Annotated in this window: 19 protein-coding genes; 7 read left to right on the top strand and 12 right to left on the bottom strand. The window is 67.9% G+C overall.

Annotated features, from left to right (window positions below; genetic code table 11):
• The first annotated feature begins 85 nt into the window (after positions 1-85).
• Genes I4484_RS10545 through I4484_RS10555 form a run of 3 tightly spaced genes read left to right on the top strand, consistent with a single transcriptional unit; the run spans position 86 to position 2,480 of the window.
• The gene (locus tag I4484_RS10545) at positions 86-838 is read left to right on the top strand and encodes a 5-oxoprolinase subunit PxpA (protein WP_197447269.1); all 753 of its coding nucleotides are present in this window, start codon (positions 86-88) and stop codon (positions 836-838) included.
• Positions 839-840: 2 nt separating this feature from the next.
• Positions 841-1,545, top strand: coding sequence for a 5-oxoprolinase subunit PxpB (pxpB, locus tag I4484_RS10550; protein WP_197451000.1), 705 nt, complete (start codon positions 841-843; stop codon positions 1,543-1,545).
• Positions 1,542-2,480, top strand: coding sequence for a biotin-dependent carboxyltransferase family protein (locus I4484_RS10555; RefSeq protein ID WP_197447270.1), 939 nt, complete (start codon positions 1,542-1,544; stop codon positions 2,478-2,480). Before pxpB ends, I4484_RS10555 begins: the two co-directional genes overlap by 4 nt.
• 24 nt (positions 2,481-2,504) lie before the next feature.
• Here I4484_RS10555 and I4484_RS10560 read toward each other — a convergent pair whose 3' ends face one another.
• The 9 genes from I4484_RS10560 to I4484_RS10600 form a co-directional block, all read right to left on the bottom strand.
• Positions 2,505-2,726 carry a hypothetical protein gene (locus I4484_RS10560; RefSeq protein WP_197447271.1) on the bottom strand — a complete coding sequence of 74 codons (222 nt, stop codon included), beginning with the start codon at positions 2,724-2,726 and terminating at the stop codon, positions 2,505-2,507.
• A gap of 147 nt (positions 2,727-2,873) precedes the next feature.
• Positions 2,874-3,563, bottom strand: a complete 690-nt coding sequence (csiR, locus tag I4484_RS10565) for a DNA-binding transcriptional regulator CsiR (protein ID WP_197451001.1) — start codon at positions 3,561-3,563, stop codon at positions 2,874-2,876.
• Positions 3,564-3,674: 111 nt separating this feature from the next.
• A complete protein-coding gene (locus tag I4484_RS10570; RefSeq protein WP_197447272.1) occupies positions 3,675-4,286 on the bottom strand; it encodes an ABC-type transport auxiliary lipoprotein family protein in 612 nt (203 codons plus the stop codon).
• The gene (locus I4484_RS10575) at positions 4,283-5,221 is read right to left on the bottom strand and encodes an MlaD family protein (RefSeq protein ID WP_197447273.1); all 939 of its coding nucleotides are present in this window, start codon (positions 5,219-5,221) and stop codon (positions 4,283-4,285) included. Before I4484_RS10575 ends, I4484_RS10570 begins: the two co-directional genes overlap by 4 nt.
• A complete protein-coding gene (locus I4484_RS10580) occupies positions 5,221-6,027 on the bottom strand; it encodes an ABC transporter ATP-binding protein (RefSeq protein WP_234283492.1) in 807 nt (268 codons plus the stop codon). The genes I4484_RS10575 and I4484_RS10580 overlap by 1 nt, the downstream gene beginning before the upstream one ends.
• Entirely contained in the window at positions 6,024-7,145 is a 1,122-nt protein-coding gene (locus tag I4484_RS10585) for an ABC transporter permease (protein ID WP_197447274.1), read from the bottom strand. The genes I4484_RS10580 and I4484_RS10585 overlap by 4 nt, the downstream gene beginning before the upstream one ends.
• 228 nt (positions 7,146-7,373) lie before the next feature.
• Entirely contained in the window at positions 7,374-8,189 is an 816-nt protein-coding gene (locus tag I4484_RS10590; RefSeq protein WP_197447275.1) for an IclR family transcriptional regulator, read from the bottom strand.
• Positions 8,190-8,282: 93 nt separating this feature from the next.
• A complete protein-coding gene (locus I4484_RS10595) occupies positions 8,283-9,491 on the bottom strand; it encodes a 3-oxoadipyl-CoA thiolase (RefSeq protein ID WP_197447276.1) in 1,209 nt (402 codons plus the stop codon).
• 20 nt (positions 9,492-9,511) lie between these two features.
• The gene (locus I4484_RS10600; protein ID WP_197447277.1) at positions 9,512-11,035 is read right to left on the bottom strand and encodes a 3-hydroxyacyl-CoA dehydrogenase; all 1,524 of its coding nucleotides are present in this window, start codon (positions 11,033-11,035) and stop codon (positions 9,512-9,514) included.
• A gap of 232 nt (positions 11,036-11,267) precedes the next feature.
• Between I4484_RS10600 and I4484_RS10605 the strand changes: the two genes are divergently transcribed.
• From I4484_RS10605 to I4484_RS10620, 4 genes are read left to right on the top strand one after another with little or no spacing between them, the layout of a single operon-like run.
• Entirely contained in the window at positions 11,268-12,419 is a 1,152-nt protein-coding gene (locus I4484_RS10605) for an acyl-CoA dehydrogenase family protein (RefSeq protein WP_197447278.1), read from the top strand.
• A complete protein-coding gene (locus I4484_RS10610; protein WP_197447279.1) occupies positions 12,419-14,062 on the top strand; it encodes a class I adenylate-forming enzyme family protein in 1,644 nt (547 codons plus the stop codon). The genes I4484_RS10605 and I4484_RS10610 overlap by 1 nt, the downstream gene beginning before the upstream one ends.
• Positions 14,059-14,484, top strand: a complete 426-nt coding sequence (locus tag I4484_RS10615) for a PaaI family thioesterase (protein ID WP_197447280.1) — start codon at positions 14,059-14,061, stop codon at positions 14,482-14,484. The genes I4484_RS10610 and I4484_RS10615 overlap by 4 nt, the downstream gene beginning before the upstream one ends.
• Positions 14,481-15,893, top strand: a complete 1,413-nt coding sequence (locus tag I4484_RS10620) for a hypothetical protein (protein WP_197447281.1) — start codon at positions 14,481-14,483, stop codon at positions 15,891-15,893. The genes I4484_RS10615 and I4484_RS10620 overlap by 4 nt, the downstream gene beginning before the upstream one ends.
• A gap of 15 nt (positions 15,894-15,908) precedes the next feature.
• On the opposite strand, the gene I4484_RS10625 is transcribed toward I4484_RS10620, so the two are convergent.
• The 3 genes from I4484_RS10625 to I4484_RS10635 all read right to left on the bottom strand — a co-directional run bounded on the left by I4484_RS10625 (position 15,909) and on the right by I4484_RS10635 (position 20,643).
• The gene (locus I4484_RS10625; RefSeq protein WP_197447282.1) at positions 15,909-17,336 is read right to left on the bottom strand and encodes an enoyl-CoA hydratase/isomerase family protein; all 1,428 of its coding nucleotides are present in this window, start codon (positions 17,334-17,336) and stop codon (positions 15,909-15,911) included.
• Between the two features lie 57 nt (positions 17,337-17,393).
• Entirely contained in the window at positions 17,394-19,418 is a 2,025-nt protein-coding gene (locus I4484_RS10630; RefSeq protein ID WP_197447283.1) for a TRAP transporter fused permease subunit, read from the bottom strand.
• A 64-nt stretch (positions 19,419-19,482) separates the two neighbouring features.
• Positions 19,483-20,643, bottom strand: a complete 1,161-nt coding sequence (locus I4484_RS10635) for a TAXI family TRAP transporter solute-binding subunit (RefSeq protein ID WP_197447284.1) — start codon at positions 20,641-20,643, stop codon at positions 19,483-19,485.
• Positions 20,644-20,710: the final 67 nt, after the last annotated feature.

Raw genomic sequence — 20,710 nt, forward strand, 5'->3', positions numbered from 1 at the left:
TCGTAAAAAACGATTGGCGATGAAAACTCCCCATCAATATAGTGAAATTCACTACAACAATCGCCATCGACGTTCAGGAGGCATCATGTTCGTTCCGCTGCTCAATTGCGATATGGGTGAGAGCTTCGGCAATTATTCACTGGGGCTGGACAGCGACGTGATGCCCCATGTCGATTGCGCCAACATCGCCTGCGGCTTTCATGCATCGGACCCTCATGTGATGCGCCGCACGGTGCGGCTCGCGGTGGAGCATGGCGTCAGGATCGGGGCTCACCCGGCCTATCCCGACCTGATGGGTTTCGGACGCCGCTCCATGGCCTGTTCCCCCGAGGAGGTCGAGGACTTGGTGCTGTATCAGATCGGCGCGCTGTCGGGCATCTGCCAGGCGGAGGGCACGGGTATCAGCTACGTCAAGCCGCATGGCGCGCTGTACAACGACATGGCACGCGACGCCGATCTGCTGCGTGCGGTGATGCGAGCGGTGCGCAGCTTCGACCCCAACCTGCCGCTGATGCTGATGGCCACGGCCGATCCGGAGCCGAGCCGGCGCCTCGCGGCAGAGCTGGACGTGGCGATCTGGTTCGAGACCTTCGCCGACCGGGCCTATGACGCCAACGGACACCTGGTCTCCCGCCGCCTGCCGGGAGCGGTGCATCACGACCAGGCGACCATCGTGGCCCAGGCCGTCAGCCTGGCCCGCGGCGAGCCGCTCGAGGCCAGCGACGGCACCCTGCTCAAGCTGCCCTGTGACACGCTCTGCGTGCACGGCGACAACCCCGAGTCGGTGGCGGCGGTACGGGCGATCCGCGAGGCCTTCCGGGAGCTTGCATCGGCATGACGCTGCAGACGCGCATCGAACTGACGGCCATGGACGTGCTCATGGTGCGCCTGTTCGACACTATCGACGAGGCGAACATGGCGTGGCTCTTGGCCGCCGACCGGGCGTTGCGCGATGCCTTCGGCGATACCCTGATCGACCTGGTGCCTTCCTACACCACGCTGATGCTGCACTACGATTGCCTGCGCCTGACCCATGACGAGGCACTGGCGCGAATCGAGGCCGTGCTTTCTCGCCTGGAACCGGCTGACGCCGGGCTGGGGCGGCGCCACGAGATTGCGGTCTGGTACGACCCGAGTGTCGGGCCCGAGCTGGCGCGGGTGGCCGAGCACGGCGGGCTGTCGATCGAGGAGGTGGTACAGCGCCACTGTGGCCGTGACTATCACGTCTTCGCTCTTGGCTTCGCCCCAGGCTACGGCTTCATGGGAATGGTCGAGGAGGCCCTGGCCACGCCGCGGCTGAAGACCCCGCGCCGACGGGTGGCGGCCGGCAGCGTGGGCATCGCCGATCGACAGACCGCGATCTATCCGCTGCTGTCGCCGGGCGGCTGGAACATCGTGGGGCGCACCGCCGTGCCCCTGTTCGAGCATGCGCGGCGCGGCGATCCGCTGCTGCTCCCGGGGGATCGGGTGCGTTTCACGGCGGTTTCCCGCGCTGAATTCGAACGCCAAGGTGGCGATGCCACACCGCTGGAGGCCGCCCCGTGAGTGATGAAAGTCGTGCGCTGCTGCGCGTCGAGAAGGCGGGCCCCCTGGCGCTCGTGGTGGATGGCGGCCGCTTCGGCGTACGCCACCTGGGCGTAACCCAGGGGGGGGCCGCCGACTGGGTCTCGTTTCGCTGGGCCAATTGGCTGCTTGGCAACGCGTTGGAGGCCGCGGCGCTGGAGATCGTGCTCGGCGGCGGCCTGATGCTGGAGGTAGAACAGGATGCCACCCTGGCATTGGCGGGCGCCGACCTCGATGCGCGACTCGACGACCGGCCGCTTGCCCCCGGCACGGCCTTTCCGGTCTCGGCCGGTCAGCGGCTGAGCTTCTACCAGCCCCGCGATGGCCTACGTGCCTACCTGGCCGTGCCAGGCGGACTGGCGACGCCGGTCGTGCTGGGGAGTCGCAGCGCCACGCCGCGGGAGCAACTGGGCGGGCATCGCGGTGACGGCAGTGCGCTGTCTGGCGGCGACCGGCTGGCATGGAATCCGCAGCAGGCCAGGGTGCGTCGCCTGCCGTTCGACCCGGCCCAGGGGATCACGCTGCGTGGCAATCGGCTGGCGCTGGTGCCCGGTGCGCAGGTCGGCCATTTCACCGGTGCGAGCCTTTACCATGCGTTCAACGCGACCTGGCGCATCGATACTCGTGCCGACCGCATGGGCGTTCGATTGCTGGGACCTGAGCTGCACTGCCGGCTGGGGAGCATGATTTCCGAGGGCATTCCGCTGGGAGCGGTACAGGTACCGCCGGACGGTCAACCCATCGTGCTGCTCAACGATCGCCAGACCATAGGCGGCTATCCACGCCTGGGGGCGCTGACGCCGCTGGCGTCGGCACGCCTGGCGCAGTGCCTTCCGGGAAAGGAGGTCGGCTTGGTGGCAACCTCCCGTGAATGGGCGTTGGTTTCCTACCGCCGTTGCCTGGAGGCGTTCCGCTGAGCCGTTGGCGTTGAACCGGGACGCTCAGGCGCCCAGCCCGCTCTCGCGCAGCAACTGGTCGAGCGCCGGGCGCTGGTTCGGCAGCGGGGCGCTGACGGCCTCTTCCAGCAGGTACTGGGCCTCGAGGTCGTGCATACCCACGGCAAGGCAGCTCTCGATCAGCTCCCCCTTGCTCTTGCCGGTACGCTGGGCGAGTCGCTCGAGGCGAGACTCGACGTCGCGGGAAAACCGTAGCAGATGTGGCATCACTCCCCCCTTGGCCCTGCGTCACCGGGCCGGCTCATTGGTTTACTTTCAACATAAGCCGATGCGCTCGGCGTGTCATCACTCATTCTGGCGACACGGCATGACAACTTGGTGACGCCAGGGGGGGGCGTCATGGCGGCGCGGCCCTCAGGCCAGGCCGCGGCGTGTCATCACCTCGGTGATGATGGGCACCGGCGTCATCAGGTGCTCGCGCATCATGTCGGCAGCGCACTCGGCGCGGCGCTCGAGGATCACCTCGACCAGCGCCGCATGCTCCTGGCGCTTGCGCTCCAGCGCTTCCTCGGAGAATACCGTCTCGCGCAGCCACAGGTGGCGGTAGCGCTCGACCTGGTCGAACAGGCTGTCGCGCACCTGCAGCAGGTGGAGGGAGCGGCAGCCGCTCACGATCGCCGTATGAAAGGCCTTGTGCCGTGCATCCCACACGTCGAGCAGCTCGTCGGGGGAGTTCACTTCCATGACCTTGGAGAGGGTGTGCGCCTTGGCTAGAATCTCGGCCTCCCAGGCATCGTCGCCGCGCTCGATGGCAAGCTTGAGCATCAGCCCCTCGAGTTGGGCTCTTGCATCGTAAATATCGTTGAGTTCGGCCAGCGACATGGGGGCGACTCGATAACCGCGCTGGCTGATGGCGACGACCAGGCGTTCGGCGACGAGCTGCGACAGGGCCTCGCGCAGCGGGCCGATGCCCAGGCCGTAGCGCTCCTTGAGCCGGCTCATCAGCAGTTTCTCCCCCGGCTGGAAAACGCCGCGTATGATGTCGTGCTTGAGCCAGCTGTAGGCGCTGATACCGAGATTCTGGCGTGGCGTATCCATCGTCATCATCGCTTTTTCCTTGCTTTTGCCGAGCATAATAACCAATCGCGAGCGTTGCGGGTAACTGCTCGATATTTTGCTCGAGTATCTATATTTGCCTCGGGGCTGCGGTACGAATCAGCGACGCTCCATTTGCTCTACGGTCCAGTCGACCATTTCGCGCGCCAGCCTGTCCGCCACCCTGCCGAAGGCCTCCACCACGCTGGGGATGGCTTCGCTCTCCGCTCGCTGCCGCTGCTCGAAGCGTCGGCTGGCTACAAGCCGCTGCGAGCGGGTGTCGACCAGCCTGGCATCGAGGCGCAGCGTGGCCTCGGGCAGGCCGTCGCGATATTCGGCGTGGAAGACCCGCAGGTCGCTGAGCAGCGCCAGGTCGGCCGACACCGCGCTGTCGTCGGGCACCAGGTGGACGATGCGGCCATCGTCCTGAAAGGCGTCGAGCAGGTGATTGCGGATCAGCTGCGGCATGTCGTCGGCCCAGCGCGCGCCCTCGTAGGCGCGTGGCTGGTGCGGCTGGGGGACGACGAGGATTCGCGATCCATCGAGCAGGCCGCTGGTGTGCGGCGTCTCCAGGCGCAGGGTCGCGCGTGTAGCCTCCCCCGGGGCCGGCTCGAGGCGGTGCGATGGCAGTTCATACAGGGCGATCCGGGTCTGCTCCGGCACCAGGTTGCAGCCGGCCAGCAACAGGCCGATCGCCACCAGCGCTGATTGGCTCAGCCGGCGGGGCGTCATGGGCTGAACTCCTCGACGCGATCGCGCCCCAGCAGGAAGGCGCGAGGGTTCTCCTCCAGACGACGGACCAGACGGTTGAGCGAGGAGAGGGTGTTGCGCAGCTCGAGCGTGGCCGGCCCCAGCCCCTGAACCCCACGCAGGCCGCTTTCCAGTGCGCCCTGGTTGTCGCTCAGCAGGGACTCCAGGCTCTGGGCCGTACGGGCCAGGCTACCGGTGATCTGGCGAGCATTGCCCAGCACTTCCTCAGCCTGCCCCTGCACCAGGCCTCCGGTGCGGCCGGCCAGGGCGCGAATGTCGGCGAGTGCCCGGGCGGCCTCCTCGGAGACCTCCAGCATGCGCTCGGCCAGTCGGCCCGGGGCGTCGCCGACGGCGGCGAACTGCGCCGTGGTGCGCTCCAGGTTGGCCAGCGTCCGCTCGATGCTGGCCACGTTCTCCTCGGACAGCACCTCCTCCAGCCGCGTCAGCACGCGATTGACGTTGCCCAGCAGCTCCTCGCTGTCGCTGAGCATGGCGCTGAGTGGGGATTGGTCGGCGGTGATGCGCGGCGGCGTGTCGCCGCGGGTGACCAGCAGCGGACTCTCCGGCGCCCCACCCTGCAACTGGATGGACATGCTGCCGGTAATATTGGCCAGGGCGAGCCGCGCGCGCGTGTCCTGGCGGACCGGCACCTGACTCTCCACGCGAATGAGCGCCAGTACGTTGCGGGGATCGGCAGGGTCAAGGCGAAGGCTGACCACGTCGCCGACCCGCACGCCGCTGTACTCCACGGCGTTGCCCTCCGAGAGGCCGCTGACGCCGTGGTGGAAGAGCACCTCGTATTGGGTATAGGCCTGGTCGCGCGTGCTCTGGTCGAGCCACAGCGCAAACAGGGCCCCGCCGACGGCCGACAGCACGACGAACAGGCCGATCACGACATGGTGCGCGCGGGTCTCCATCAGCGTTCCTCCCCGTTGGATGACGAATGGTGTCGTGCCGCCTGGCTGGCGGCTCGGCCCCTTGGGCCGTGGAAATAGTCGCGTATCCAGGGGTCGTCGGTGTCCTCCACCACTGGCAGCGAGTCGGCGACCAGGATGCGCTTGTTGGCGATGACGGCCACTCGGTCGCAGCTCGAGTACAGCGTATCGAGATCGTGCGTGACCAGAAAGACGCTGAAGCCCAAGGCATCGCGCAGCGTCAGGAGCAGGCGGTCGAAGGCGGCGGCACCGATCGGGTCGAGGCCGGCGGTAGGCTCGTCGAGAAACAGCACTTCGGGGTCGAGGGCCAGGGCGCGGGCGAGTGCGGCGCGCTTGATCATGCCGCCGGAGAGCTCCGCCGGGTTGAGGCGTGCGGCGTCTGGCGGTAGCCCGGCCAATGCCAGCTTGACCCGGGCGAGGCGCTCGGCGTCGGCGCGCGACAGGCCGGCATGTTCGATCAGCGGCAGGGCAACGTTTTCCTGTAGATTGAGCGAGGAGAACAGGGCGCCGCGCTGGAACAGCACGCCGAAGCGGCGCTCTACCCGAGCCCGCCGGGCGGCAGGCAGACGCTGCAGTTCCTCGCCAAAGACGCGGATGGCGCCGACGTCAGGCCGCTTGAGGCCGACGATACTGCGCAGCAGTACCGACTTGCCGGTGCCGGAGCCGCCCACCACGCCGAGGATCTCGCCGCGGCGAATGTCCAGATCCAGGCCATCGTGCACCACATGCTGCCCGAAGCGGTTGACCAGCCCACGGATCTCGACGATAGCCTCGCTCCTCTGCCTCACCAGCCCATCTCCATGAAGAACAGGGCGGCCAGCGCATCGAGCAGGATCACCATGAAGATCGACTGCACCACGCTGGAGGTGGTGTGTTCACCCACCGACTGGGCGCTGGCCTTGGCCTTGAAGCCTTCCAGGCAGCCGATCACGGCGACGAGGAAGGCGAACAGCGGGGCCTTGACCATGCCGACCAGGAAGTGCCGTAGCGGGATGTCGCGCTGCAGGATGGCGAGGAACTGCGTGGGAGAAATGTCGAGCGCCAGGGCGCATACCAGGGCGCCGCCCAGCATGCCGCTGAGCATGCCGACCAGGGCCAGGATCGGCAGGCTGATCGTCATCGCCAGCACTCGTGGCAATACCAGAAGCTCGATGGGATCGAGCCCCTGGGCGCGCAGCGCGTCGATCTCCTCGTTGGCCTTCATCGAGCCGATCTGGGCGGTGAAGGCGCTGGCCGTGCGGCCCGCCAGCAGGATGGCCGCGAGCAGCACGCCGAATTCGCGCAGGAAGGAGTAGGTCACCAGATTGACCGTGTAGATGGTGGCACCGAAGTCGCGCAGCACCGTGGCGCCAAGGAACGCCACCACCGCACCGACGAGAAAGGTAAGCAGGGCGACGATGGGAATGGCGTTGAGGCCGGTCTGCTGGACATGGGCCACCAGCGAGGTGATTCGCCAGCGCCAGGGGGTGACCAGCGTGGCCAACAGCGTGCTGAGCGTCAGGCCGATGAAGGCGATGAGCTGCAACTGTTGGCGGGCGAGGTGCTCGACGATTTGCCCCAGTGCGGCCAAGGCTGCCAACAGGCCCCTGTCAGGCCCGGGCGGCGCGAACAAGGGAGTGCGGGAGGCGTCGGCCACCGCTCTCAGCAGCGCCTGGCGCTCGGCCGCCAGGTTCGGTGCCCACTGGGCGACGTCGCGTACGGTATCGGGGCCCAGCAGGTCGACCAGCAGGGCGGCACCGGAGGTGTCGAGCTCGCCGAGGCGCTCCAGGTCGACCGACTCGGCCTCGTGGACCCTGGCCACGGCGTCACGCAGCCTGGCATAGTGCGGCAGCGTCCAGTCGCCGACGGCTCTCAGACGATGGGCATCCTGCTCCAGCCTGCCGGGACGGGAAACGGGGTCGGGCATGGCGAATGGTCCATCTCTCCCTGAAAATGGTGGAAACACTGCATAAATGCCTGCGCGAGCGCATCGCTGCGTTGCGCGGTGCTCGGAATCCTCACATATACCCCATATGCTCCGGTTCCTGCGCTCCGTGCGCCTTGCGCTACATCTCGCTCGCCAATTTATTCAGTGCTTCCATAGGCTCGCCATCACTATATCGTCATACACCGTTAGGCGACAGCGAGCGGCGGCCTACCTGGCATTGCCGTGCTGCAATTCACCGAGGATGCGCCTGGCCACTTCCTTGAGTCGCGGCCCCAGGTTGTCGACCATGATCGAATGACTCAGGCGATGGGCGGCTCCGCCGCAGTTGATCGCCATCACTTCGGCACCGTCCTCGAGGATCAGCGGCGTGGCGACGGCGCTGATCTGCGACTGCCAGTCGCCTTCCGAAAGGCAGAAGCCGTAGCGGGCATACTCCTCCTGGCTGCGTCTGATGCCCTTTTCCAGCGTGGGCCAATCGCTGCCGTGCTCCCTGGCGAGTTCCGCCAGGATCGCCTCGCGGCGCGCTTCCGGCAGGCCGCAGAGCCAGGCGCGGCCGATCGCCGTGGTCGCCATCGGCAGCCGCGAGCCCACGTCGAGTCGCACGATCAGCGGGCCACTGCCGTGGCAGCTCTCGATGTAGACCATGTCGGTCTTGTCGGCCGCTCCCAGGCTGACGTTGCAGTCCGTGGCCTCGGCGAACTGCTGCATGAAGGGGCGGGCGATCTCGCGAATTCCCTGGCTGGCCAGGAAGCGGTAGCCCAGCGCCAGGATGCCGGGCCCCAGGCGGTACTTCTCCAGCCGGGTGTTGTGGCGCAGGTAGCCGAGCTGGGTCAGGGTGTAGGTCAGGCGTGAGACCGTCGGTCGCGGTATGCCGGTACGGCTGGAGAGCTCGGCGTTGCCCAGGTACTCCTCGCCGGTGCCGAAGGCGCGCAGCAGCTCCAGGCCGCGGGCGAGGGCGGTGACGAAGTTGCGATCCTTGGCCGGTGCGGTCTGGTCGTCATCGAGCGGTGCAGGCTTGTTCATGGCGGGTTCCCTGTCACGAGATCGTTGCGGCGGAGTATCGCATATCGCCCCGGGCCGGGTCCGTTGGCGACGCCGGCCCGGGCAACGCTGCCGTCAGGCGTCCAGGCGCTCGAGGATGCAGGCGATGCCCTGGCCGACCCCGATGCACATGGTGACCAGGGCGTAGCGGCCGCCCTTGGCCTCCAGCTGTCGCAGTGCCGTCAGCGCCAGCCGCGCGCCGGAGGCACCCAGCGGATGGCCGATGGCGATGGCGCCGCCGTTGGCGTTGAGTCGCTCGTCCTCGGCGGCGATGCCCAACTGCTTGATACAGCCCAGCACCTGCACGGCGAACGCCTCGTTGATCTCGATCACGTCCATCTGCTCGAGGGAGAGGCCGGCCCGCGCCAGCGCCTTATGGCTGGCCGGCACCGGCCCCAGGCCCATCACCCTGGGAGGCACTCCGGCCACGGCGCTGGCGACGATACGCGCCCGCGGGGCGACGCCGGCGCGCTCCCCGGCGGCCAGGCTGCCGACGATCAGCGCCGCGGCGCCGTCGTTGAGGCCCGAAGCGTTGCCCGCGGTGACCACGCCGCCTTCGAACAGCGGCCCCAGCCGCGCCAGCTTGTCGGCGTCGGTACCCGGGCGAGGGTGCTCGTCGCGGTCCACCGTCAGCGGCGGCTGCTTGCGCCCTTGGGGCACCTCGACGGCGAGCAGCTCGGCGTCGTAGAAACCACCGGCCTGGGCCTTGGCGTAGCGTGCCTGTGAGCGGGCGGCGAAGGCGTCGCTCGCCTCGCGGCCGATGTCGAGGTCGTGGGCCACGTTGTCGGCGGTCTCCGGCATGCTGTGGCTGCCGTACTCGCGGGCGATCCAGGGATTGGGGAAACGCGAGCCGATCACGGTGTCGTACAGCGGCTGGTTGCGGGCGAAGGGCGACTCCGCCTTGCCCAGCACGTAGGGCGCACGGGACATCGACTCCACGCCCCCGGCCAGGAACAGCTCGCCTTCACCGAGGCGGGTGGCGCGGGCCGCGTCGATCACCGCGGCGAGACCGCTGCCGCACAGCCGGTTGACCGTCTGCGCCGCCACCTCGACCGGCAACCCGGCCAGCAGCCCCGCGTGGCGCGCCACGTTGCGCGAGTCTTCACCGGCCTGGTTGGTGCAGCCGGCGAGTACCTCCTCATAAGCCTCGGCGGCGAAGGCGTTGCGCTCGACCAGCGCCTTGAGCACCAGGCCGAGCAGGTCGTCGGGGCGCACCGCGGCGAGGCTGCCGCCATGGCGGCCGAAGGGCGTGCGCAGCCCGTCGAAGATATAGGCGTCTTGCATGGCAAAGCTCCTTTGAGGCATCAGGCCGCGGTCAGCGGTAGGCCAAGGGTGGCGCGACGGCGCAGCCACGGGCTGGCGCGGTAGCGCGGATCGCCGGTGGCGGCCAGCAGGTTGTCGAGGATGGTGAGGATGCGGCGGCTGCCGTAATGGTCGCCCATGGCGAGAGGTCCATGGGGGTAGCCCAGGCCTAGCTCCACGGCACGATCGATGGTGGGCGGTTCGGCCACGCCCTGCTGGGCGATCTCGCTGCCCACGTTGACGATGCATGCCACCACCCGCTGCAGCACGAAGCCGTTGCTGTCGCCGATGGCGCTGACCGCGGTGCCGTCGTGGCCCAGCAGGGCCATCGCGGCATTGCGGTAATCCGTCTGGGTGGCCGGCGTGGTCATCAGGGTGCGGCGACGATCGAGGCCGGCCAGCAGATCCACGGCCACGCAGCGTTCTGCGGGCAGGCCCAGGCGTAGGGAGCAGGCAGTGGCATCCTCGCCCAGCGGGGCGACCAGGCAGAGCGCCTCGGCCGAGGGTGTCTCGCCGCTCTCCAGCGGCCAACCCGCTTCGTTTATCAGCTCGCTGAGCTGCCGGCGGGCCTCGTCGTCCTCGGCGCCGATCCATACCGGACGTGGCGCGGCCTGGGGCAGCGGCGGCTCATCGGGCAGCTGTGGCTTGCCTTCCACGTAGCGGTAGAAACCTTCGCCGCTCTTGCGCCCGAGCAGGCCGGCCGTCAGCCGCTGGCGGGTCAGCGGCGAGGGGCGGAAGCGCGGCTCTTCGTAGTACTGGTGGTAGATCGATTCCATCACCGCGTGGGAGACGTCGAGCCCGGTAAGATCGAGCAGGGTGAACGGCCCCATGCGGAAGCCGCCCTGGTCCACCAGGATGCGGTCGATGGTGGCGTGGTCGGTGACGCTCTCGCCAAGGATGCGCAGCGCCTCGGTGCCGAAGGCGCGTCCGGCGTGGTTGACCAGGAAACCCGGGGTGTCGGTGGCCCGGGCGGTGAAGTGTCCCATGGCCTGGCCCAGCGCCTCGACCCGTTCGGTCACTTCGGCGTCGGTGCGCAGCCCGGGGATGACCTCGACGATCTTCATCAGCGGTACCGGATTGAAGAAGTGAAAGCCGATGACGCGCTCGGGCCGACGGCAGGACGACGCAATGGCGGTCACCGACAGCGACGAGGTGTTGGTGGCCAGTACCGCCTGGTCGCTCAGGATGCCCTCGAGCTCGGCGAACAGCGCCTGCTTGGCGTCGAGCTTCTCGACGATGGCCTCTACCACGATGTCGCAGCCGGCCAGGTCGTCCAGTGTCGCCGCTTCTCTCAGGCTGGCCCGATAGCGCTCGGCCTCGGTTTCGCTGAGACGCTGTTTCTGCACGCCGCGCGACCACATGCCGCCGATGAAATCCCGCGCCTCACTGACGGCGCCTTCGCGCAGATCGTGGAGATAGACGGTCAGTCCGGCCTGGGCGGCGATCTGGGCAATGCCACGCCCCATGGCACCGGTACCGACGATACCCAGCGTCTGGAGAGAGGGGGTTGGCGTGTCGTTCGGCATGAGTCTATCCTCTTTATCACTTTTATTTCGCTTGGCGGAATGCTGTTCCGTATATTGACTGCCATCCTAGGCTATGCAACATTGCCTGACAACTTAATGCGGTTTTCCATTCTGCTATGCGAAATTAAGGCAGGTGAGACCTGTCATTTCAAGGGCTTCGTTGCTCTTGGTCATTCCGTAGCTCTTAACCAAAGTATCTGACAGCCAGCCGCCACCTGCGTGAGGACATGCCATGATTCGCGACCCCGAACTGCTCGATCAGCTCATCGATACCATTTCCCGCTTCGTGCGCGAGCGCTTGATTCCCAACGAGGCACGCCTGGCGGAAGAGGACGCGGTGCCGCAGGAACTGCTCGAGGAGATGAAAGAGATCGGCCTGTTCGGCCTGTCGATCCCCGAGGAGTACGGCGGGCTGGAGCTGACCATGGAGGAGGAGGCACTGGTGGCGATGGAGCTCGGCAAGACCTCGCCGGCCTTCCGCTCGGTGTTCGGTACCAACAACGGCATCGGCGCCCAGGGGATCCTGATCGATGGCACTCCGGAACAGAAGGCGAAGTACGTACCGCGCCTGGCCACCGGCGAACTGCTCAGTGCCTTCTGTCTCACCGAGCCCGATTCCGGCTCCGACGCGGCGAGTCTGCGGACCACCGCGATACGCGACGGCGACCACTACGTGCTCAACGGCACCAAGCGCTTCATCACCAACGGCCCCGAGGCCGATGTCTTCACCGTGATGGCACGTACCGATCCGAGCCACAAGGGCGCCGGAGGTATCACTGCCTTCATCGTCGAGGGCGACACGCCGGGGCTCAAGCGCGGACCGGCCGACAACAAGATGGGCCAGAAAGGGGCGCATACCTGCGACATCATCTTCGAGGACTGCCGGGTGCCGGCCGAGAATATCATCGGCGGTCGCGAGGGGCAGGGCTTCAAGACTGCGATGAAGGTGCTCGACCGTGGGCGCCTGCACATTTCGGCAGTGTGCGTGGGAGTGGCCGAACGCCTCGTCGAGGAGTCGCTCCACTACGCCATCGAACGCAAGCAGTTCGGCGTGCCGCTGGCCGAGCATCAGCTGGTGCAGGCGATGCTCGCCGACAGCAAGACCGAGGCCTACGCCGGCCGCACCATGGTGCTCGATGCGGCCCGGCGCAAGGATGCCGGCGAGAACGTTTCCACCCTGGCGTCGTGCTGCAAGCTGTTCTGCGCCGAGATGGTGGGCCGGGTAGCCGATCGCGCGGTTCAGGTCCACGGTGGCGCCGGCTACATGGCGGAATATGCGGTGGAACGTTTCTATCGCGACGTGCGGCTGTTCCGCATCTACGAGGGCACCACCCAGATCCAGCAGCTGGTGATCGCACGCAACATGGTGCGGGAGGTGACCTGATGGCGCTCGATGGCGAGCGGGGGGCTCACGCAACTGAGCGCCAATCCCTCTCGGTACCCCGCCAGGCACCCGATGAGACGATCTTCGGTCGCCAGGCGAGCGAGCTGGTGGCCGAGCTGCCCGAGCGCTTGAGTACCCGCGTGCTGGAGAACGCCGAGCGGCTGGCCGAATGGCCGGCGCTGGTCGACGGCGAAGTGCGCTGGCGCTATGCCGAGCTGGGCGGCGAGATACGCGCCGCCGCCGAGTGGCTCGATGCGCTGGGCATTCGCCCCGGCGATCGCATCATGACCGTGAGCGAGAACTGTCGGGCGCTGGTCGTGCTGCTGCTGGCGGCGAGCGAACGTGATGTCTGGGTGGCCATCGTCAACTCGCGGCTCTCGGCCCAGGAGATCGATGCCATTCGCGACAACTGCCAGCCGCGGCGGATCTTCTATACCAGCGAGGCGTCTCCCGACGCCGAAGCCCACGGTCGGCGCCACGGCGCCGAGCCGTTCGCGCACCCCTCACTGGGTCGGCTCGGGCTGTCACCGCTGGCCGAGGTCGAACCGGAGCCGGTCGCGACCGATGGCGCCGACCAGGTCGCCGCGATGATCTACACCTCGGGCACCACCGGCACGCCCAAGGGCGTGATGCTGACGCATCGCGGCATTCTCTACATCGCTGCGCTCTCCGGCGGCATGCGCCACCTGTGCGAAGGCGAGCGGGTCTACGGCGTGCTGCCGATGTCCCACGTGTTCGGCCTGTCGTCGGTGTGCATGGGCTCGCTCTACAACGGTGCCTGCCTCTACTGCGTGCCGCGCTTCGATGCTCCCGCCATGCTGGCGGCCCTGGAACAGGAGCGCATCACCGTGCTGCAGGGCGTACCGGCCATGTTCGCGCGCATGCTCGAGACGCTGCGTCGCGAGGGGCGCTCGCTCGCGGCCCCTGCGCTGCGCTACATCTCTGCCGGCGGTTCGCCGCTCGACGGCGACCTCAAGCGCCGGGTACAGGCGCTGTTCGGACTCACGCTGCACAACGGCTACGGCCTCACCGAGGCGAGTCCGACCATCAGCCAGACCCGCATCGACGACAGCTTCGACAGCAACACCGTGGGGCGCGTGCTGCCGCTGCTGGAGTATCGCCTCGAGCCGCTGGGCGATGCCGGCGAGGACGAGCCCGACCATGCCGGCGCCGGCGAGCTGTGGGTGCGCGGTCCCAACGTGATGAAGGGCTACTTCCGCCAGCCGGCGGCTACCCGTGCCTGCCTGACCGAGGACGGCTGGCTCAATACCGGCGATATCGCCCGCTTCGACGACGACGATCAGCTCTACATCGTCGGCCGCAGTAAGGAGCTGATCATCCGCTCCGGCTTCAACATCTATCCGCCCGACGTCGAGGCGGTGATCAACGAGCACCCCGACGTGACCCTCTCGGCGGTGGTGGGGCGCCAGGTGGAAGGCAACGAGGAGGTGGTCGCCTTCATCCAGTGCGAACCCGGTGCCAGGGCTGATGAAGAGGCGCTCAAGGCCTTCATCGCCGAGCGCCTGGCACCCTACAAGCGGCCGACGCGACTAGTACTGATGGACGCGCTGCCGGCCACCGCCAGCGGCAAGATCCTCAAGGGGCGTCTGCGCGAGCTGGCCAACCGAGAGGGGGCGGCATGAGCGAATCCAGCCAGTCGCCCCTGATGGGCTACCACGAGCTGCTCGGCCTGCGGGTGGTGGAGTGGTCGGAAGGGGTCGCCGTGGTCGAGCTGGTGGCCGATGAGCGCCACCTCAACCGCAGCGGCATCGTGCACGGCGGGGTGCTCACTTCGATGCTCGACAGCGCTCTGAGTCTCGCCGGGCTCTACTGCGAGCTGCCTGGCCGAGTAAGGCGCGGGATGACCCTGTCGCTCACGACCACCTTCGTCGGGCCTGCCGGTCCAGGCCTGCTGCGTGCCACCGGCAGGGTGCGCGGCGGCGGGCGCAAGGTCTACATGGCCAGTGGCGAGGTCACCGGCCGCGGGGGCGAGCTGGTGGCGATGGCCGAAGGTGCGTTTCGTCGGCGCGCTGGCAGCGAGTCGCCGGAGGGTGTCCCCGAGTGACACCGGCACGGCTGCGTGCCAGCCTGCTGGTGTTGGTGACCCTGGCGACCCTCGGCCACCTGGTATTCACCAGCGCCTGGCTGCAGGGCATCGCAGCATTGGCGCTGGCCCTCTATCTGGCCGGCGTGACCCGGCACCTGTCGTCCATGGCGCGCTGGCTGCTTGCCGCGGCCGCCGCGCTGAGCGTGGTCGTCCTATGGCGCAGCGATACTCCCGGTAGACTGCTGTTCGAGGCGGCCGGCCGCTTCGCCTTCTTTGCCACCTTCGTGGTGGCGCTCAGCCTGCTGCGCCTGCCCGCCTATCGCTCACGTCTGGTGCGGCGCTGCGGCGAGGCGATGCTGCTGCAGCCGCCGGGACGGCGCTACCCGATCCTCTCGGCCGGTTCGGCGCTGTTCGGCATCATCCTCAATATCGGCGTACTCAACCTGTTCGCCGGCATGATCGAGAAGAGCAATACCCTGGCGGCGGCCCAGGGCCGCGCCTGGGTGCGACAAGTACGCCAGCGACGGATGATGCTGGCCCTGCTGCGCGGCTTCTCGCTGGCCCCACTGATCTCGCCCATGGGCATCGGTGTAGCAGTGGTGCTCTCCAACCTGCCCGAGCTGCGTTGGCTCGACCTCGCCCCCTATGTGATCGGTGCCGCGCTGCTCATCTTCCTGGTGGGGTGGGGCGTCGATCATGTCACCGGCCCGCATCCCGCTCATGTCAGCGGTCCGGCCCCTGCCTCGCGACGCACGTCGCACCCGGCTCCCTCGGCGGCGCCGTTGGGGCAGTTCTGCCTGCTGCTGTTGGGTGTCGTCTCACTGGTGTTCCTGCTGGCCTGGGCGCTGCAGGTGCGGCTGCCCATCGCCGTGCTGATGGGCGCACCGCTTGCGGCGATCACCTGGCTCGCCTGGCAGAGGCGGCGGCTCGGCATGCTGGGCGCACCGGCGGCGCTGGCCAGCTTGCATCGTCAGTTGCCGTGGCTGCTGGCACCGAGTGCCAACGAGGTCGTGGTACTGGGGGCGGCAGGCTACCTGGGCCACCTGTGCGTGGCGCTGGTGCCGGTGGAGAGCCTCGGGCCGCTGCTGGCTTCGGTGCAGCCGCTGGGGGCGGCCAACGCCGTGCTGGCCATGTTGCTGGTGATGGGGCTGGCCCAGGTCGGCATCAATCCCATCGTCACCGTGACGCTGCTCGTGGGACTGGTGCCGACGCTGCCCATCGACGGGCTGCCGCCGGCACTGCTCGGGGCATCGCTGATGGTGGGCTGGGCGCTGGCGATGATGTCATCGCCGATGACGGCCTCGATGCTGATCCTGTCGCGCTTCACCGGGATCGCGTCGAGCCGCATCGGCTATCGCTGGAATGCGCGCTTCCTGCTCGCCTGTATCCCGCTGCTGGCCGGTTGGTTCCTGCTCGCGGCCTGGTAATGACTTGTGCTGCCTTTAGCCGTGCCGCTCTTCTACCGCCAAGCTGGCCTGTCGGTGTGGGCCGCCCAAATGGCGAGGGTAGCCCAGTGCCTCGATGGCGAGCAGGTCGATGTCGCTCGCGCGGTAGGCCCAGCCACGTTCGGCCAGCATCAGGCTCGCCGCTTCCATGGCGGCGTGAGGATTGGCGTCGTCGTCCCATGCGGCTTGCGCCAGGGTGGCGAGCAGGCTGCCCTGCCGGCTGACCGCCACTTCCTGGCGTAGCGCCTTGAGCAGATTGGCCACGGCCTGCTGGCGAGCGGCATCGGCGCGCAGTGCCACCAGCTCGGCCAGGCTGCCCTCGGCAGGTACGACCAGCGCCAGGTCGGCGTCGAGGCTGTCGAGATCGTGCGCCGCTTCCACATCGCGCAAGGCGATACGCAGGCAGTGGGCCGGGCAGGTCGCATCGGCTCCGGCAGCGATGAGACAGGCCTGGGTGGCGTCGTCTGCCCGCTCGTTGAGTTCGATACCGGCCCGCTCGGCCTTGTTCCTGAGTTTGTCGTACAGGGGATGTTCGCCGAGCAGGGCCAGGCGCGTCAGGGCGGAGGCCTCGCCCGCCTCTGGCACCTTGTGCGGCGCACGGGCGGCGAAGAAGGCGTGGATCAGGCCGGCGCGCTGGGGCGACTCCATGCAGGAAAGGAACAGCTCGCGCTCGCGGCGCAGCCCTTCGGCCAGGCTGCCCTCGCTGCTGGCGGCGATGGCCTCGAGGCAGCGGAAGGGGGAGTAGAGCTCCGGCACCTCGCTTTCCAGCTTGGCGCGGTAGCGTTCGATGACTTCGGGATCGGCCGCTGGCGGCGGCAGCTCGCCGGTGACTCGCGCCCTGCGCGTGCCTGACAGCACGTCGCGCGCCGCCGCCAGTCCCGCCTCCAAGGGGTCGTCGAGCTCGAGCACGGCGTCGACGATGCCCAGCGACAGGGCCTCGTCGGCGGGGGCGAAGCGTCCGCTGGTGATCAGGTCCAGGGCGGCTTCGACGCCGGCCAGTCGCGGCAGCCGCTGGGTACCGCCGGCACCGGGCAGCAGCCCCAGCTTGACCTCGGGCAGGCCCACCCTGGTGCCCGGCAGCGCCACGCGCAACTGGCAGCCCATCGCAACCTCCAGCCCGCCGCCCAGCGCCGTGCCGTGCAGCACGGCAACGATGGGCTTGGCGCTGGCCTCGAGATGGGCGATCACCTGCGGCAAGATCGGTGCCTGTGGGGGCTTGCCGAATTCGCGGATGTCGGCACCGGCGATGAAGGTGCGGCCGCGGGCGAGAAGCACCAGTACCTGAGCCTGGGGATCATCGTTGCCCTGACTGACGGCCTCCATCACTCCCTGTCGCACGGCCTGGCCCAGGGCGTTGACCGGCGGATTGTCGATGATGATCACGCCAATCTCGTCGTGGCGCTGGTAGGTGACGGGGGACGTCATGCGGTATGGCTCCCTATGTCAGGCATCGGTTCTAATGAATGGTACATGCACGCAACCTCAAGAATCGACGGGAGGTGCCATCTTCGCCATACGCGGTCCTGCGTGGCGCTGGCTCCAGCGCGCCAGCAGCACGGCAGGCAGCAGGGCGGCCATCGCACTGCCCAGCAGTTCGAACTGGCTGAGCGGCACCATGCCGCCGCCGGGCAGGGCGAACAGCAGGCCGGCCACCAGTACCAGGCCGCGGGCCGGGATTTCATGCAGGGCGCCGATGCCGAGCCTTCCCACGCCGATCAAATAGCCCTGCATGGCCGAGGCAAACAGCACGATGCCGATCACGGCCTGAACGAACACCAGGCCGATTTGCCATGCCTCTCCCTGCATGATCAAGGCGGGATTGAGCACGAACAGGAAGGGAATGAAATAGATCACGCTGCCCAGGCGCATGGCCTGGAGGCCCGTGGCCATGGGGCGAGCGCCGGCCACGGTGGCGGCGGCGAAGGCGCCCAGCGCCACCGGCGGGGTGATGAAGCTGAGCATGCCCCAATAGAGGATGAACATGTGCACCGCCATGGGATCGAGCCCACCCCCCTGGATCAGCGCCGGCGCCAGCGCCACGGCGAGGAAGATATAGGCCGCGGTGACGGTCATGCCGATACCGAGCACGAAGCTGGTCAGGGCGCCCATGATCAGCAGCAGCGGCACGCTGCCGCCGGCGATATGGATGAAGTCGTTGGCGATGGTGCCGGAGAGCCCGGTCATCGACAGCGCGCCGACCAGCATGCCGACGCCGGCCAGGATCGCGATCAGTTCGGCGAACAGCTTGGCCGCCGAGGAGAGCGATTCGCCCAGCTCGCGTAGCCCCCAGCGGTTGCGACGCGAGAACTGGTTGAGCACCAGCAGCAGTGCGGTGGCATAGAAGGGCGCCACGGCTTCGCGCTGCATCACCAGCAGCATCCACACCAGCAGGGCGAAGACGAAGATGAAGTACCAGCCTTGCTTGAGGGTCTGGGCGATCGAGGGCAGTTCCGCGGCGGGCAGGCCCTGGATGTCGTGGCGCGCCGCATAGGCATCGATCTGGATGAACAGACCGAGGAAATAGAGAATCGAGGGGATCACCGCAGCCAACGCCACGGCGGCATAGGGTACGTCGAGGAACATCGCCATGACGAAGGCGGTGGCGCCCATGACCGGCGGCATCAACACGCCGCCGGTGGAGGCGCAGGCCTCGACGCCGCCCGCGAACGAGCGGCCCATGCCGATGCGGCGCATGGCGGGGATCGACAGCACGCCGGTGGTCAGCACGTTGCTGATCACGCTGCCGCTCATCGAGCCCATCAGACCGCTGGAGAAGATCGACACCTTGGCCGGGCCGCCGCGCACGTGGCCCAGCAGGGCGAAGGCCAGGTCGATGAAGAACTTGCCGCCGCCGCTCTTCTGCAATACCACACCGAAGACGAGGAAGCCGATGACCAGACCGGCGAAGGCCTGCAGCGGTACGCCCATGATGCTCTCGGTGCTCATGGTGTGATACATGGCGGTTTCCTCCAGAGTGGAGGGAAACGCCTGGATCGGCCCGGGCACGATATCGGCTACCAGCGGGTAGAGCGAGAAGGTCGCCACGATCACCGCGATCGGCCAGCCGCCGGCACGCCGGGCGGCCTCGACAATCAGCAGCCACCAGGCATAGCTGGCCAGAATGGCCGTATCGGGGGCGGCAAAGGCCCAGCCGCGCTCGAGGATCGACTCGGCGTGATAGACGAAGTAGCCACCGACGATCAGGGTGACGGCGCTGAGCAGGTAGTCGTACCAGGGCACCGGGAGGTGCTGCCGCGAAGGCAAGGCCGGCCACAGCAGGTAGACCAGCGGCAGCAGCAGGGCCACCACGGCGTAGTAGAACTGCGTCTCCAGTCCGGTCACGAAGCGCAACCAGCCCAGGTTGAACAGGTAGTCCAGCGTCATGGCCATCAGCACGACCGTCACCGCGCCGGGTATCCAGCGCAGGGCGGTGGGCAGCGAGCGAACGTGGGTAATCTTTTCCTTGAGCTGGCGTGGCGACTCGGGGGGCGAAGTGGCGGTGGTCATGGCAGCATCCGTGAGGCGGCAAGGGGCGGCATGGCCGCCCCGGAATCAGTCGCTGGTGACGCGATCATTCGAAGACAGGATCGAAGCCGGCGTCGCGCAAGGCCGTGGCGCGCGCTTGCATCCAGGCGTCGCGGAACGCCTCTTCGTCCGAGGGCGCATCCTCGATGAAGGCGTTCCAGGTCTCGAGCAGCAGCTCCTGGCGTTCGACCAGCGAGTCCTGGTGTGCCTGCATGTCATCAGTCCATTCACCGATCTCCTTGTAGTACTCGACCACGGCGTCGTGGAACGGCAGCACCCAGGTCAGGTCCTGGTACTCCAGGGCGTAGCCCACCGCGCCGGGCGCGGCATCCTTGTAGTCGTCGTAGTTGTCCTGCAGCGCCTTGATCAGGCCGTAGGCGACGTTGTCATCGAGGTCCTGGTTGGCCACCACGATCGGGTACGGGTAGCTGGCGCTGGGCACGGGATTGTCGGCGCTGACGTCGCCGGCCCCGGCGGTGACCTCGTGGGGCTGGAAGTAGGGCGCTACCGCCAGCATGCGCTCCCAGCCCTCGGCGTCGTCGGGGTCGAGCACCGGCCAACTGATGCCGCGGGGGCTGCTGGCGAGCTGCTGGGCGGGCGGCGTGACGGTGGTGGTGAAGGAGGCATCGACGTCGCCGGCGATGATGCCGTCGAAGGAGCGCGCATAGCCGGGGTAGTCGACGCGCTCGACGTCGTCCCAGGTCAGCCCGCCGAAGGCCAGGTAGGCCTCGGTGCCCTTGTTGAGGGCGTCGTCACCACGGATATAGGCGATGCGCTTGCCGGCCAGGTCGGCCGGGGTTTCGACGTCGAGGTCGCCAGCCACCGCCAGCGACAGGCCGAAGGAGGCGGTGGAGGTCGTAAGCACCCGGATGGGCTGGGGGCCCCAGTCGCGGTCGGCGAACATCAATACACCCTCCGCGCCGTAGTAGCTGGCGATACCGCAGGCGCAGAGGTCGACGCGGCCCTGCTTGAGCGGCGTCATGCGCGAGACGTCATTGTCGCCGGGCAGGACGCGCACCGAGGTGCCGTAGTGGTTCTGCAGCATGTTGCCGATGGCCACGGCCTGGGCATAGCCGCTGGAATTGGTGCCGTAGGCGGTCCAGGCCATGGTGCGCGGCAATTCGACCTCGGCGGACTGGGCGACGCCGGCGCAGAGCAGCGAGAGCGGAAGGGCGATGAAGGCGAGCGGATGGGACAGCTGGCGCATGGGAGACTCCTGTGCCGTGGGCGATTGTTGTTTTGCTATGCGGTATTTAATTCCGAAACTGAGGTCG

This window comes from Halomonas sp. SS10-MC5, from assembly GCF_015992245.1.
GTDB lineage: Bacteria > Pseudomonadota > Gammaproteobacteria > Pseudomonadales > Halomonadaceae > Halomonas > Halomonas sulfidoxydans.

Excerpts from the sequence above, each read along its gene's own strand:
- csiR (WP_197451001.1), bottom strand. The coding sequence starts at position 3,563 with ATGACGATGGATACGCCACGCCAGAATCTCGGTATCAGCGCCTACAGC.
- I4484_RS10570 (WP_197447272.1), bottom strand. The coding sequence starts at position 4,286 with ATGACGCCCCGCCGGCTGAGCCAATCAGCGCTGGTGGCGATCGGCCTG.
- I4484_RS10595 (WP_197447276.1), bottom strand. The coding sequence starts at position 9,491 with ATGCAAGACGCCTATATCTTCGACGGGCTGCGCACGCCCTTCGGCCGC.
- I4484_RS10610 (WP_197447279.1), top strand. The coding sequence starts at position 12,419 with ATGGCGCTCGATGGCGAGCGGGGGGCTCACGCAACTGAGCGCCAATCC.
- I4484_RS10635 (WP_197447284.1), bottom strand. The coding sequence starts at position 20,643 with ATGCGCCAGCTGTCCCATCCGCTCGCCTTCATCGCCCTTCCGCTCTCG.
- I4484_RS10590 (WP_197447275.1), bottom strand. The coding sequence starts at position 8,189 with ATGAACAAGCCTGCACCGCTCGATGACGACCAGACCGCACCGGCCAAG.
- I4484_RS10575 (WP_197447273.1), bottom strand. The coding sequence starts at position 5,221 with ATGGAGACCCGCGCGCACCATGTCGTGATCGGCCTGTTCGTCGTGCTG.
- I4484_RS10545 (WP_197447269.1), top strand. The coding sequence starts at position 86 with ATGTTCGTTCCGCTGCTCAATTGCGATATGGGTGAGAGCTTCGGCAAT.
- I4484_RS10600 (WP_197447277.1), bottom strand. The coding sequence starts at position 11,035 with ATGCCGAACGACACGCCAACCCCCTCTCTCCAGACGCTGGGTATCGTC.
- I4484_RS10605 (WP_197447278.1), top strand. The coding sequence starts at position 11,268 with ATGATTCGCGACCCCGAACTGCTCGATCAGCTCATCGATACCATTTCC.
- I4484_RS10585 (WP_197447274.1), bottom strand. The coding sequence starts at position 7,145 with ATGCCCGACCCCGTTTCCCGTCCCGGCAGGCTGGAGCAGGATGCCCAT.
- I4484_RS10625 (WP_197447282.1), bottom strand. The coding sequence starts at position 17,336 with ATGACGTCCCCCGTCACCTACCAGCGCCACGACGAGATTGGCGTGATC.
- I4484_RS10615 (WP_197447280.1), top strand. The coding sequence starts at position 14,059 with ATGAGCGAATCCAGCCAGTCGCCCCTGATGGGCTACCACGAGCTGCTC.
- I4484_RS10560 (WP_197447271.1), bottom strand. The coding sequence starts at position 2,726 with ATGCCACATCTGCTACGGTTTTCCCGCGACGTCGAGTCTCGCCTCGAG.
- I4484_RS10630 (WP_197447283.1), bottom strand. The coding sequence starts at position 19,418 with ATGACCACCGCCACTTCGCCCCCCGAGTCGCCACGCCAGCTCAAGGAA.